General features: G+C 68.6%; 7 protein-coding genes. 3 read left to right on the plus strand and 4 right to left on the minus strand.

Annotated elements, in window-relative coordinates; all coding sequences use genetic code 11:
- Nucleotides 1-33 precede the first annotated feature (33 nt).
- Nucleotides 34-1,383, minus strand: coding sequence for an ATP-binding protein (locus tag AC1AYP_RS06745; RefSeq protein WP_476544648.1), 1,350 nt, complete (start codon nucleotides 1,381-1,383; stop codon nucleotides 34-36).
- Nucleotides 1,384-1,496: 113 nt separating this feature from the next.
- Here AC1AYP_RS06745 and AC1AYP_RS06750 point away from each other — a divergent pair, with 113 nt between their 5' ends.
- From AC1AYP_RS06750 to AC1AYP_RS06760, 3 genes are all read left to right on the plus strand, one after another.
- Entirely contained in the window at nucleotides 1,497-3,401 is a 1,905-nt protein-coding gene (locus AC1AYP_RS06750; RefSeq protein WP_476547202.1) for a PspC domain-containing protein, read from the plus strand.
- Complete coding sequence (locus AC1AYP_RS06755; RefSeq protein WP_476544650.1) at nucleotides 3,394-4,266, plus strand: hypothetical protein; 873 nt, start codon at nucleotides 3,394-3,396, stop codon at nucleotides 4,264-4,266. The genes AC1AYP_RS06750 and AC1AYP_RS06755 overlap by 8 nt, the downstream gene beginning before the upstream one ends.
- A gap of 277 nt (nucleotides 4,267-4,543) precedes the next feature.
- On the plus strand, nucleotides 4,544-6,409 hold the full coding sequence (locus tag AC1AYP_RS06760) for an alpha/beta hydrolase family protein (protein ID WP_476544651.1): 1,866 nt from the start codon (nucleotides 4,544-4,546) through the stop codon (nucleotides 6,407-6,409).
- Between the two features lie 394 nt (nucleotides 6,410-6,803).
- On the opposite strand, the gene AC1AYP_RS06765 is transcribed toward AC1AYP_RS06760, so the two are convergent.
- The 3 genes from AC1AYP_RS06765 to AC1AYP_RS06775 all read right to left on the minus strand — a co-directional run bounded on the left by AC1AYP_RS06765 (nucleotide 6,804) and on the right by AC1AYP_RS06775 (nucleotide 13,931).
- Nucleotides 6,804-7,559 carry a DUF4125 family protein gene (locus AC1AYP_RS06765; RefSeq protein ID WP_476544652.1) on the minus strand — a complete coding sequence of 252 codons (756 nt, stop codon included), beginning with the start codon at nucleotides 7,557-7,559 and terminating at the stop codon, nucleotides 6,804-6,806.
- A 21-nt stretch (nucleotides 7,560-7,580) separates the two neighbouring features.
- Nucleotides 7,581-9,908 (minus strand): DUF4037 domain-containing protein, encoded by a 2,328-nt coding sequence (locus AC1AYP_RS06770; RefSeq protein ID WP_476544694.1) that lies wholly within the window; start codon nucleotides 9,906-9,908, stop codon nucleotides 7,581-7,583.
- Between the two features lie 423 nt (nucleotides 9,909-10,331).
- Entirely contained in the window at nucleotides 10,332-13,931 is a 3,600-nt protein-coding gene (locus AC1AYP_RS06775) for a 5'-nucleotidase C-terminal domain-containing protein (protein ID WP_476547203.1), read from the minus strand.
- Between the last annotated feature and the right edge of the window lie 31 nt (nucleotides 13,932-13,962).

Below are 13,962 nucleotides of genomic sequence, written 5' to 3' on the forward strand. Positions count from 1 at the left end.
CGCCGCCGCCCGTCGTCGCGTCGTCCTGTCCGGTCATCGTTCCTCCTTCTCCGTCGCGTGCGCGCCGCCGGTCGCGCCGTCGCCTCCCGGCGCGGCCGCGACCGGCATGCGCATGCGCACTTCCGTGCCCCACCCGGGCCGCGACACGATCTCCACTGTACCGCCGCGGCGACGCACGCGACCGACGATCGACTCGCGGATGCCGAGACGGTCCGGTGGGATCGCGTCCACGTCGAAACCGTCGCCATGGTCGCGCACGTACACCTCGACCGCCCGCGCGCCCGCCTCGCAGTAGACGGACACCGGCTCGCCGCCGTGCGTGACCGCGTTGACGAGCGCCTGCCGCGTCGCGTCGAGCAGCGCGTCCGTCGCGGCGCTCGGACGCGCGTCGCCGACGGTCACGACGTCGATCGGACGGCCGTGACCGTCCTCCACCTCGGCGGCGATCGCCTTCACGCCCGCGCTCACCGAACGATCCGACGTGACGCGCTCCTGATACAGCCACGCGCGCAACTCGCGCTCCTGCGCGCGGGCGAGCGTGAACACCATGTCCGGTTCCGCGCTGTGCAGTTGGATGAGGGCGAGCGTCTGCAGCACGCCGTCATGCAGGTGGGCGGTCATGTCGGCGCGCTCCTCCTCGCGCTCCTTCATCGCGCGCTCGGCGGTCAGCGTGCGCAGCGTCGCGCCCGCCCACGGCAGGATCGCGAGCACGACGCCGACGAGCATGAGAAAACCGGCGACGATGATGCGGCGGGGGAACGGTGTGCCCGAATACATGACGGTCGTCACGTACGCCACATAGGCGAGGAAGATGAGGATGAGGCCGACGACCATCGTCGGGATGCGGCCCTGCTTCGCGTCGAACCGCGACCACGCGGCGATGAGCCCGCACGCGGCGAGCAGCAGCGGCATGATGAGGTCGGCGTGGTCCGTACCGCCCAACGCGACGCTCATCGCGACGAGCGCGCTGCCGACGCACGCGACGAGCGTCGGCAGCGGGATGCGGCGGATCGCGGCGGCCACGTTCTCCGTCGAACCGTGCATCGCCTCGGCGGCCGATTCGGCGCGCGTGCGGCCGGTTGCCGTGTCGCGGTTGCCGGCGGCGAGCGGCGCGCTCGCGACCGGCGTGGCCTGCGCCTGGGCGGCCGCCGCGGCCGCGGCGAACGGATCGCCCACGGGGACGAACATCCACAGGAACAGGTAGGCGGCGACGCCCGCGCCCCACAGGAACGTGAGCGCGACGAACGCGAGCCGCACCCAGACGACGGGCACACCCAGATGCAGGGCGACGCCCCGGCAGACGCCGGCGAGCATGCGGCCGCGGGGCGGGCGCATGAGCGGGAGATTCGCCGGGCGCAGGGGCGGGAGATTCGGTGAGGTCATGCTTCCATTGTGCCCGCTTCGGGGTGCGGAATCAGGATTCCTAGCCGGGGTTCAGGGAAGAATCAGGGGTTTCCCCGACGGCCGTGCAAGCGCACGGCTGCTGTAATGGAGGCATGAACGAAAACAACAAGATTCTTTCCAAGGTGTTCGCCTGGTTCCGCGCCTCCGGCGTGGTGCGCGGCGACGACCGCTGGATCGGCGGCGTGTGCAGCGGCATCGCCGCCCGCCTCGGATGGAGCCCGACGCTCGTGCGGGCCCTGATGATCGTCTTCACCTTCCTGTTCGGCTTCGGCATGGCCCTGTACGCGTTCGCGTGGCTGATGCTGCCGGATGCGCGCGACGGGCGCATCCTCGCCGAGGAGCTCGTCGCCGGCAGGTGGGATTGGAACTGTCTGGGCGCGTTCGTGATGCTCGGCGTCACCGTGCTCATCGTCGGCACCGGATGGGTGGCGATCGGCGTCGCTGCCGTCGCACTGTGGGCCATCTGCCAGAGCGGCATGCGCCAGCAGCACGGCTACGGGTACGGCTATCGCAAGGAAGGGCCGAACGGGCCGTACACGCCGGTGCCGCCGCGCGGGTATCCGGGCGGACCTGCGGCCGGTGGCGCGTACCCGGGCGGGCCTGGACCCGCGTATCCGGGAGGATATGCGTACTCCGGCGGTCCCGCGGCCGGTCCCGTCCTCGGTACGGTGAACGGCCAGATGCCTCCCCAAGGCGCGCCGCACGCCCCCTTTCCGGCGGACTCCGGTAGCCCGGTGAATCCGGGGCCGGTGCCGGCGGGTACCGGTCCGGTCTATGCCGCGCCGGCAATGGCCGCTCCCGTCGCGCCTCCCGCGCCTGTTCCGGTCGCTCCCAAGCCGCGCCGCGTGCGCCGCAAGCCGGCCGGGCCGCTGCTCGTCCTGCTCGTCATGGGATTGTCGCTCGTCTCCGGCGCGGCCGTGATGCTCGCCATGGAGCACGGGTACGCCGACAGCCACACCGGCGAGAGCATCGTCAACGCGGTCACGATGATGACCGTGTGGATCTCCGCCGTGTGCATCGCGATGGGCGTGCTGCTCGTCATCCTCGGCGCCGTGGGACGTCGCTCCGGCGGACTCATCCCGCTCGCGCTCATCGCCGGATTCGTCGCCTGCTGCATGATCGTCGCGACCGGCGTCGCCGGCTACTCGACCTACGACATCAACAACGTCCGCAACGGCTACACCGAGGTGCGTCTGGGGGCCGGATCGAGCGCCGGATCCGAGAACGCATACGGGATGGTCGCCGTGCAGGCGCGTCTCGACGAGAACGCCGAGCACGACTACTGGTCCGCCACCAGCGGCCTCAACGCGAACATGAACTACTGGGTCGCCGATTCCAGTCCGCGGAACTTCCGCCGGCTCGAGCAAGGCGTCCACTTCCAAGGCGTCGACTACGACCTGAGCGTCGCGAACATCGACCTGAGCGAATACGGCAACTGGAACTACGGCGGCGGGCAGGTGAACAAGTACAAGGCCGGATGCCCGGCCGGGCAGATCGACCTGTCCGTGCGCAACGCGCACGTGTACGTGACGCTGCCCGACGGCTGCCCGTACGCGTTCGGCTCCGGCGGATTCGTCTTCATGCAGTCCGATTCGATGGGCGGCTACAGCCAGGTCGTGCGCAACAACGGCGCGACGACGCTGGAGGTCCCGTTCCTCGAGCGCATGGCCGGAGTCCGCGACAACCATGACGACAGCATGATGAACTCGGACGGCTACCAGCCGGACAACTACGACTGGCAGGGCAACGGCAAGACCGACGAAAGCTCGTTCCTCATCAACTTCACCTCCGGCGTCTCCGGCAAGGTGACCGTGCGCTACGCCTCCGAGACCGTGCTGCCCAGCTACGCCGACTTCGTCAAGCAGATCTCGAAGGGCGACGTCGCCTCGCTCGACCTCACGACCCGCGAACACTACGCCGTGCAGAACGGCACCACGACCGCCTCCAGCGATAACGGTTCCGGTGCGGCCGGCAAGAAGGAGCATTCCGATGACTGACGACAAGACTCTGGACACGACCACGAACATCCGGACGATGGACACGCAGGCCATGCCCGCGGGGCAGGCCGCCGATGACAAGGGATTCGACGACTCGCGCAACCACTCCCTGCAGGACATCGTCGACACGCAGGCCATGCCCGCGCCCGCCGGCGTCAAGCCGGACGTCGCCCCGCCCACCGAACAGGTCCTCGACAAGCCGATTCCCGCCGTCGACCAGACCGCCGACACCGCAGTCCTCGCCGAGACTGAGGCGACGGCCGGTACCGCGGCGACGGCGAAATCCGATGCGACGGCGAAGGACGACTCGGCCGCGAAGGATGACGCCACGCAGCCGGTCACCACGCCGTTCGTCGACCTCAACACCCCGCTCAGCCGCCTGATGGGCGTCTCCGACGACGAACCGGAACCCGAAACGAAGCCCGGATCGGCCCCGCGGAACGGCACAGCCTCCTCCGCGTCGGCTCGGCAGGATTCCACCTCCGCCGAGCCCTCGGCGGACGACTTCTCCGCGCGGTCCGCCCCGACGGACGCGACGGACCTCCATGCCGACGGCTTCCCGTCGAATGGGGCGGTGCCTGCTGCTGGGGTGACGCCTCCCGTCGGGGCGGTGCCACCCGCATCCGCGACGCTCGCCCCGACCGGGCCGAGCGTGCCGACCATCCTGTTCGGCGTCATCGGCATCCTCGTCGGCGCGTTCGGCGTGCTGCTCGGTCTGCGGCTGCCCGACGTCACCACCTGGATGGTCGCCATCGACCCGCAGACCCTGACCGCCCTGTTCTTCGGCGGCGTCGGCGTGGTCCTCATCCTCGTCGCCATCATCTGGGCCATCGCCAAAGCCGTAACCGGCCGCAACAAGCAGTAGCGCTGGTTTGGCCCCCTCAGTCGCGCTTCGCGCGCCAGCTCCCCCTAAAGGGGGCGCAAGATAGCGAAACGACCCATGGCGCTCGGCTCCTTGCGCCCCCGTCAGGGGGAGCTGTCAGCCGTAGGCTGACTGAGGGGGTCGCCATCCCACCCATGAAGGCGTGTCCTGCGGGGGAGGGAACTAGAGTGACGCACAGTGAAACCGGTGCAATCCGCGCCGGTGCAACCATGAGGTATCGCGGAGCAGCCAGTAGAGGATTAGAGGAAAGGAGCGGGCGATGGACGCGTGGCGCACGGTGGGTCGGATCGCCGGCGTCGCCGTCGTCCTGATCGCCGTCCTCGCCGCGCTCGGCATGCTGATGATGCCGCAGTGGCGGCCCGAACCCTACACCGACCACATCACGGTCGCATCCGCGGACACATCCATCATCGCGAATCCCTCTTCCATCCCCGCCGACAACGTCACCGCCGCCGCGAACTCGGCCGCACCCAACCCATCCCCGTCATCCTTCCTCGCCGACCACCAGGGCGCCTACCGCACGCGCACACGCGAACTCACCATCCACCTGGATGACGGCGACAGCGTGCCCGCCATCCTGCGCGAACCGGTCGACGCGCCCGGCAGGCGACCCGCGTGCCTGTTCATCCACGGCTCCGGCACCGGCACGGCCGACGACTTCGGCGACATCGCCAACGCGATGGCCTCCGCCGGCATCGTCACGCTCGTTCCCGCCAAACGCACCGCCGACTACACGCCGCTCCACCGCGACTACCAGCGATTCGCGCGCGACTACACGACCGCGCTCGACCTGCTCGAACTCATCCCCGGCGTCGACGCCGCGAAAACCGGACTGTACGCCGAATCCGAAGGCACGTGGATCTCCATGCTCATGACGTCGCAACGCCGCGACATTGCCTTCAGCATCCTCGCCTCCGCACCTGTCTACAAAGGCCGCGAACAGATGGCGATGGCCGTGAGCGCCTACGTGCGGCAGGCCGGCGCGCCACAGCCGATCGTCAAGGACGTCGCCAAACTCCTCTCCCTCGACTTCGCGCCGTTCGACCTGCGCTACGCCGACTTCGACGCCGACGCGGTGCGCGGGTCGCTCACCATGCCCGTGCTCGTCGACTACGGCGTCTACGACACCGCCATGCCGATCGAACAGGGCGCGCGCACCATCATCCACGACGCCGCGCGCCACGGCAACCGCAACGTGACCGTCCGCTACTACGCCGCCAACCATCAGATGCGCGCCGGCCGAGGCCTCTTCACCGCCGGCCTCCCGCTCGCCGACGGCTACACGCGCGACCTCGCCGACTGGGTGAACGGCGTCGCGGCGGGAACGCCGGCCGACGGCTGGACCACGCCGCGGATCGCCGGCGCGACACCGCACCAGCAGTACGTCGCGCCGCGCGACACATCGTCCGGCATCATCGGCTCGCTCGGCGTGCTCGTCGCGCTTACCGCCGCCTCGGTGCTCTGCTTCGCGGCCGTCATCGTCATGACGATCGGCTTCGGCTGCTTCGAGATCGCGCGTCGCCGCCGGCTCGCCGCACTGCGCGCGCAAGGCGCGGCGAACGTGGCCGGCGGCCTGCGAGGCAGGTTCCCCGCAATCGGACGGCGACGGGCGAACGAATCGCGCGCGCGTGACGGACGCGACTGGCGTGACGGACGTGACGGCCGCGGAATCCGGGACGGCCGCAGGACGGACGCCGCGCGGTCGTGGCCCGGCACAAGCCGTGCGTACGTGCGCAACGTCGGGTACTCGCGCGCATTGCGGCGGATCCTCGGCTGGGGAATCGCCGCGACGACGCTGACGCTCGTCGCGCTCGCCGCATATCTCTCCTACGTGGGCGTGAGCGCGTTGACCGTGAGCCGCGACTCGACGCTCATGGAGGCCGGATTCATCGCGCTGCGGGTCGGCGGCGTGATCTGCGCCGTGATGTGCGCATGGCTCATCGTGCGGCTGTGGGACGCGTGGCGCGTCCGCCGCGCCTACCTCGCGCACGGCCTCTACCCGACGGCGGGGCTCCACTCCACGTGGCTCGTCGGCCGCTGGCACTGGCTCGCCGCGTTCCTCGCGCTCGCCGGCATGCTGCTCGCGCTCGTCGTCATGGCCTTCTGGGGCCTGTTCACCCCGTGACGCCGGCGGGGCGTCCTTCGGTGCCTCTCGCGTCGCCCCGATTCGGGACGGCTGGCTTGTCTTTGGGGCCGATTGGACGGGATGGACCTGTTTGGACGCGTTCAGGCCGGCTCGGATGCGGCTATCTTCATCGAGAGGGGTACATCTCGCTCCGTCACGAAGGGCAACTGGCTTGAGAGGGGTACCGAGTGTGGTTGTTACGGGGTATTCGTGGCGGAACGACGTTGGTTATTGCCCGGATACGCCATTCGAGATACCCCTCGTAACGCGGATAGGTGTCTGCGGTAGGACGCGTGTACCCCCTGCAACGCAGATAGACCTTTGCGGGGTGATGCCTGGACGCACTGCCGCGCGCTCGCGATGGGTCGGGGCCAGCTGGCTCGCGGTGGGTGATTCATGCCGAGGCCTGCGCGGCCTCCGCCTCGTCGAGGCCCGAGAATCCGCCGAGCCGCACGGTGTGCAGCAGCGTCTCCTCGGTGATGTTCGCGATATGTTCGCCGCCGTCCGCCGCACTGGCCCCCTCTGACGAGGGGGCTGTCGGCGAAGCCGACTGGGGGAGAGACCCCGCCAGGGGCCAGTCACGGCCGCTGTCCGCCGCGCGTCCCGCGATCATCGCCTCGTACAGCGCGAACGTGCGGTCCGAATACGTGCCGAGCTCGCCGCGAAGATACGTCTCGAACGAAGTCGCCATGGGCGTGTCCTCGCTGGTGGTGAGCACGCGCATCGCCTCGCCGAGCCTCGGGTAGCGTGCGCGGAAGTCGCGCGCCCACGCGACCTGCGTCGCGATGACGCGCTCCTGCCGTGCGATGCGCCCCTCGGATAGCCGCGGAATGTACGGTTCGATGTTCCGCGCGTACTCGTCCGGCGCGGTCGAGACCATCATGCGCCCGTATTTCTCGGTGACGAGATTGCGTCCGATGCGGTCCGCCTCGACGAGGTCGTCCGCATAGGATTCGAGCAGCGGCCGGTCCCACGTGAGGAACTGGGCGAGGCGCATCTGGTGGAACACCGGCCAGTTGCCTTGGCATGCGGCGCGTCCGCCCTCGTTGTTCGTGCGTTGGAACTGGTCCCACTCCAATCGCACGATCCGCTCGCGCAGCACGGTGGTTTCGGTGGTGTCGGTTTCGGTGGTGTCGTTCGATTCGCTCATCGCTGATGCTCCTTACAGACCTCACAGACTATGCAGGCATGCGGCGCTGGATTCGATATGCTCCTCGACGTACGGCCGTTGCCATTCGAGGAAGGTCTCATCCGAGCGGGTGAGCCCGTCACGTCTGAGCTCCTTGACGATGGATGCCGCCACCTCCTCGACGAGGCGTTCGATGGACTCGGCCGCCGGCGCGGAGCCCTTGCCGCCTTCGCCGAAGCCCGCGCCGCCGTAGCAGGCGGCGGAAGCGAGACGCATCACCGATTCCAGATTGCCGCACACGTCGCCGAGGCGTGCGAACATGCCGCCGGACAGTTTGCGCAGCGCGGCGAACCGCCACTTGTAGTACGGCAGGTAGCCGGCGACCATCGGCTTGTTGACGAGGAACACGAGCGAAGCGGCCGCATCCACGAACTCGGCGATCGCAAGCCAGGCGGCCGCGCCGTCGCCGCGCTTGAGATTGCGCGGCAGATTGTATTGCCCCGCCTGCGCGATCATGCCGAGCCGCTTGGAAATCAGCGCGAGACGCACGTCCTCCGGCATGTCCTTGAACCCCTGACGTGCCTGCGAGAACGCGCCGAGCGGGTCGGCGAACACCTGGCCGTTCGTCGCGGCGGCGAGCGTCGCCTCGTCGAGCATCAGCCACTCGTGCGGCGCATCGGCCGCCGGGGCCTCGCGGTATCCGGTGATCGACTCGAAGAAATCGCCGATGCGGAACACGCCGTCACGCCGGAACGCGCCCTGCGCGCGCGGCGTGAGCGGCGAGGATTCGGCCGGATTGACCGTCGCGTCGGTGGTGGTGGCATCGTCGATGGTGGCGTTTGCCGTGTCCGTCGGCTCGTCCGCGGCGGCGGACGGACGCACGTAGCCACGGAAGTCGCGGGGGAGCGCATCGTAGTCGGCCTGCAATCGCGCGCCGATCGCCGCGTAGTCGTCGTCGGTGAGCCACAGGCAGAATCGCGGGCCGAAATCGTGGTCGTGCGAATACGTGTCGTCGAAGCCGTAACATTCCGATCCGTGCCCGACGAGACCGGCGGCGATGCGGTCCGCATACTCCGGGTATTTCGCCCGCACCATCGGACGCCCGATCTCCTCCCAGTACGCTTTCGCGAGTTTGAGGCCGGAGATGGGTGATTGCGACTCAGTATGTGGTGTGGTCGACGTTGCGGTTTGCGCCGTGATTGGCGTTGCGGTCGGCGTTGCGGTGGCTGCGTGGTCTCTTCCCCAGTCGCCTCCGGCGACAGCCCCCTCGTCAGAGGGGGCCACATCCCCGCTCCCGCCGGCGGAAGGCAGGGAAGAGGCTCCGTCTTGTTCCGCCTTGGCCCCCTCTGACGAGGGGGCTCCCGGCGTAGCCGGGTGGGGGAGAGACTCCGCCCCCGCCTTCGCCGCGGCCTCGTTGAGGTTCGCTTCGGTGATCCGGTAGTAGTCCGTGTCCGTGCCGTAACATTCCGCGATCACGGCGAGTGCGTGACGGTAGTACGCGACCGCGTCCGCGTACCGTTCCTGCGTGTACCGTACCTGCGCGAGTCCGGCCAGCGCGGACGCGTAGTGCGCCGAATGTTCGAGATGCCCGGCCGCGTAGATCTCCAGCGCCTTCGACGCGTGCCGGTCCGCCTCCTCCAGTTTGTGCTCCTCCAGCAGCACGAGCGCGAGATTCGTGTGTGACGAGGCCACGTCGATGTCCGCGTCCGGGTTCACGCTCGACGATTCGATGATGCGCAGCGCCTCGCGCAGTTCGGCTTCCGCCTTGTCGATGCGGCCGGTCTCGCTGTACAGCATCGACAGATTGTTGTGCAGCGCGGCGAGCCGCCGGTCGGTCGGATCGTAGTTGCGTTCCGCGCATGCCAGCGCCTGCCGGTACAGGTCCTCCGACTGGTCGTAATGTTTCGCGGCGCGCATCGCGGTCGCGCAGTTGATGAGCGTCGTCGCCCACGCTTCGGTGCCTTCGAGCCCCATGTGCAGGGCGAGCTCGATGGCCCGCTGCACAATCCACTGGTTCTCCTCGTGCCGGCCCTGCGACCGGTAGAAGCCCATCGTCTCGTTGAGCACGGTGAGCAGTCCCGCCTCGTCGCCCGCGTTCTCCGCGTCGATTGCCGCCTGTTCGAGGTACGGCCCGGCCTTCTCCGCCGCGTCGTGCGCCGCGAAGATCGCGTCCAGACCCTTGAGGAACCCGTTCACGTCGAACGGGCGGGCGGCGGTGTCCTCGTCGCGCGCGTCATCGGATGCGTTGCCGCCTTCGTTCTGTGTGTTCTGCGTGTTCTGTGTGTTCTGCGTGTTGTCCTGCGGTGCGTCGAAATCGTGCGCGTGCTTCGCCGCCATCTGCTCCAGCGCCGCCTCCAGATCCGTGTTCATCGCGGCATTGTCTGCAAACGATTCCATCCCGTCGATCGCGTCGGCGTCCACTGCATCATCGGCCATCGATTTGTTCCCTCCATCGCGAATGTCGTCCATCACTGACTTCCAGCGTACTGTGACCGTTCCCGCCGCACGCTGTGAGTGTCGTTACACCGGGAGATTCCGGGCGGTCTTGCCATCCTACGGCGATACCGTTGCCGTCCTACCGCGATACCGTTGCCGTCTTGCCATGATGCGCCGCCGTGGTGTCCCGTTGTCGGGAAACAAGGCCATTGCTCCCGAATCGGGGACGCAAGAACGGGAAGAGCCCCGTATCTGCGGGGCTCTCCGGGAGATCGTGGTCCGGGCCTTGGAAGGTCCCGGCCAGCGGATTCGATTTCCGATTCAGTTTCGATGGAAACCGAATCACCGAAACCAGTGTCAGCGCTGCTGACGGCGACGCGCGGCGACGGTCACGCCGCCGGCGGTGGCCAGCAGCACGACCACCGCGGCGACGACCGCCACGGACGCGCCGGTGTTGGACAGGCCATTGCCCTTGGCGGTGTTGCCCTTGGCGGCGCCGTTCGCGCCGGTGCCGCCGTTGCCCTTGCCGGGCGTCGGGTTCTGCGGCGTATTGTCGCCTTGGCCGCCTTGGCCGCCCTGGCCACCGGGCTGGCCGCCTTGGCCACCGTTGGCGTGCGCCTTCTTGGCGGCGTCGATCTCGTCCTGCGTGTAGAGCAGCTGCGGGTTCACCGAAGCGACCGCGGTGCCGAACTTCGCCTGCTCATCGGCGGTCAGCGTCTTCGTCACCGTGAACTCGGAGGGCTTCGCCGAGCCGAGCTCGTTGACGCCGAAGTCCACGCCGTTGACGTACAGGCCGAGTGCGAGCGGCTTCGGGCCGTTCGCGTACACCGGCAGGGCGAACGTGAGCTTCGCGGTGTTCCCTTCGACGGACGAGGCCGTCAGCTCCACGCCGGCGGGCGACTCGTCGCCCTTGACGCCCGGATGGGCGCCCAGGTAGTCGATGAGCCCCTGCACGTCGACCGTGCCGGTCAGGCGCGGCGCGCCCTGCGCGGTGAATCCGGTGAACCCGTCGCCGCCGGAAAGCAGGAACGAGTTGGCGGCCACGGTGACCGTGTCGTCGTCCTTGATCGGCTTGCCGTCGACGAACACGTCGGTGACGGTCGCGACCGGCGCCTTGGTGTTCGCGTCGGGCGCGAGCGTGTAGACGAACGTCACGTTCGACGAGATGCCGAGGCGCGTCACGCTGGACTTGCCGTCCTTGATCTGCCACTGCTGGGCGAGCACCGTCTTGAGCTGCTTGCCGGTCAGGTCGACCACGCTGTTGTCGTTGCCGAACGGGAGCATGCTGTACGCCTCCTTGACGGTGATCTGCTTGTTGCCGTCAAGATCGAGGTTGTCGGTGCGCAGGCCGCCCGGGTTAATGAAGCCGATGGTCGCGTTCTTGCCGACTTCCGTCTTCTTCGCGGATTCGAGCGCCGCATCCGCGTTCAGCGTGCCGAGCTGGGTCTCGGCCGACCAGTCGCCCTTCGCGAAGTCCGCGGACTTGTCGATGGTGCCGATGACCTGCTCGCCGGCCGCGGCGGAATCCGCCTGGGCCTGCTTGTAGACCTTCGCGGCCGGACCGTTGTCGTCGCCCTCGAAGCCCTTGGACGGCGCGGTGCCGTCCTTGTTCGTCACGTACGTGACGGCGTACTGCGAGGCGTTCTGCACGGTGACCTTCGCATCCTTGCCGGAGCCGTCGATGTAGAGGTCCTGCGCGGCCGCGTCACGGCCGTAGCTGCCGGCCTCGATGATCGGCGCGCCGGACTTCGTGGTGGCGCCGGACTCGTTGCGATGGCTGTGGCCCGCGTAGACGAGGTCCACGTTCGCGTCGAACCCGTCGCCGTCGGAGGCGAGCGTGTCGCCGTCCTCGTGGACGAGCGCCACGACCGCGTCCGCCTCGCCGTTGGACTCGTCGCCGTCGGACAGCTGGTCGGCGACCTTGTTGACCGCCTGGACCGGGTCGGTCACGGTCACGCCCTGCATGACGCTGGGGGAGACCACGTTCTTGAGGTCGGCGGTGATGGCGCCGACGAACGCGACCTTCTTGCCGTTGATCGTCTTGATCGTGTACGGCTTGAGACGATCGGAGGTGAGCTTGCCGCCGGAGATGTTCGCGGCCACCCAGTCGACGCCGTACTGCGGGTCGGCGATGCGGTCGTTGAAGTCGCCCGTGCCCTTGTCGAGCTCGTGGTTGCCCAGCGCGCTCACGCTCAGACCCCACGCCTTCGCCATCTCAAGGGTCGGCTTGTCCTGGAAGTAGGAGGATTCGAACGGGGAGGCGCCCACGAGGTCGCCGCTGGAGACGAACACGCTGTTGCCCGGGTTGTGGTCGACGGCGAGCTTCTTGTACGCCGCCTCGATCCACTGGCCCGTCTCGATGTGGCCGTGGAAGTCGGTGATGTCGAACACGGTCACCTGCTTGGCGTCCTTGCCCGGCTGGTCGGGCTTGTCGGAACCGGAGCCGCCGTTGCCGTCGGAATCCGGGTGGCCGCCGTTGTCGGCGTACTGTTCGCCGATCACGCTCGGCGCGCTCGCGCCCGGCTCGACCTTGACGACGTCGCCGTTCTCGTTCAGCGTGACCTTCGCGCTCAGTGCGGCGGCCAGGTTGAGGCGCTGCCAGCCGTCGGACGTGGAGTCGAGCGGGTAGCCGCCGTCGATCGCGGTCTTCGTGAGGATCGCCTCACGCTGGTCGCGGTGCAGCTTCGGGTACGCGATCTTCAGCAGGTCGGCGGAGCCTTCCGGTGCCTTGAACTCGGTGCCGGCGGTGGTCTTCGCGAAGCCGTAGGTCAGTCGGTTCGTGTAGACACGCAGCGCGGAGGCGCGGTCGGTGACCGGCTCCTTGCTCACCACGTCGACGAACGCGTTCGTGTAGCCGTTCGAGGCGTTCGCGCCGAGGTTGCCGACGCACTCACTCACGGTCGCGTAGTCGGAGTCCTGCTTGGTGGCGTGTCCGTCCGCCACGCACTTGGCGGCGAGATACGACTGCAGCTGGTCGGAGGCCGGCTTCACGTACTTGTCGTAGTAGGTGCTCCAGTAGTAGCCGTTCGCGACCTCGCCGTCGATGCGGCCGCCCATGATGTCGAGCGGGTAGTGCACGCCGAGCACGATGCGGTTGTTGCCCGCCTCGGACGTGCGGGCGAGGATCTCAGGCGCGAGCTGCGGGAACATGCCGGCCAGCGCGACGCCCCACGAGTAGGCGCCGGTCGTGTGGCCGGACGGGAACGAGCCGGATCCGGCGAGGCCGTCGTATTCGGCGGAGTGCGTGTCGCCCTGCGCGTCGGTCCAGTCGGGCACGCGCTTGATGCCGGCGGAGATGTCGGTGATCTCGTTCCTGCCGCCGTCGGTGCGGTCCTCGAACGGACGCGGGTGCTGGAAATGCTTCTTCGCGGTCGAGGTGGAGATCGTGTCGTACTTGAAGATGTCGGACACCTTGTTCAGGCTGCCGTCGGCGAGTCCGTCGGAGAAGTACTTGCCGAGGACCGGTCCGAGCGAGTCGGGCAGCGTCTCGGCGGCGCTCATGTCGGCGTCGACGAGCGCGCGCTGCTGCTGCGGCGTAGCGGTCTTGCCGTCGCCGCCTTCCGCCGCCGCGTTGTTGATCTTCTGGACGAAATCGTCGTCGTGGTCGAGCACGGTCTTGTTCAGGACCTTGCCGCCGGCGTTTTCGGTGGCCGGCTGCCAGTATGCATCGTATTCGCCGAGCAGCTGGACGAGATTCGGCTTGACGGCGGCGCGCGTGGCACCGTCGGAGTAGACGGTCGCGTCGTCGCCGGCTGCGGCGGCGTCGTAGCGGCCTTCGCTGGTGGCCGCGTACTTCGCGGCGTCGAACGCGGCCGTCGCGCCGGCGACGTCGCTCGCGTTCGTCGCGGTCTCGCCCGCGGCGGCGGTCGCGACGCCGACGCCGGACAGCGTCGCCGCGGCGACCATCGCGGCGAACAGTCTCGTCGCGATATGCGTGTTCCTCTTCACTTGCTTCACTATGATGATTCCCTTCGTCATGTCCGTCGGG

This window comes from Bifidobacterium sp. LH_424, assembly GCF_056356895.1.

Excerpts from the sequence above, each read along its gene's own strand:
- AC1AYP_RS06745 (WP_476544648.1), bottom strand. The coding sequence starts at position 1,383 with ATGACCTCACCGAATCTCCCGCCCCTGCGCCCGGCGAATCTCCCGCTC.
- AC1AYP_RS06750 (WP_476547202.1), top strand. The coding sequence starts at position 1,497 with ATGAACGAAAACAACAAGATTCTTTCCAAGGTGTTCGCCTGGTTCCGC.
- AC1AYP_RS06755 (WP_476544650.1), top strand. The coding sequence starts at position 3,394 with ATGACTGACGACAAGACTCTGGACACGACCACGAACATCCGGACGATG.
- AC1AYP_RS06760 (WP_476544651.1), top strand. The coding sequence starts at position 4,544 with ATGGACGCGTGGCGCACGGTGGGTCGGATCGCCGGCGTCGCCGTCGTC.
- AC1AYP_RS06765 (WP_476544652.1), bottom strand. The coding sequence starts at position 7,559 with ATGAGCGAATCGAACGACACCACCGAAACCGACACCACCGAAACCACC.
- AC1AYP_RS06770 (WP_476544694.1), bottom strand. The coding sequence starts at position 9,908 with ATGAACACGGATCTGGAGGCGGCGCTGGAGCAGATGGCGGCGAAGCAC.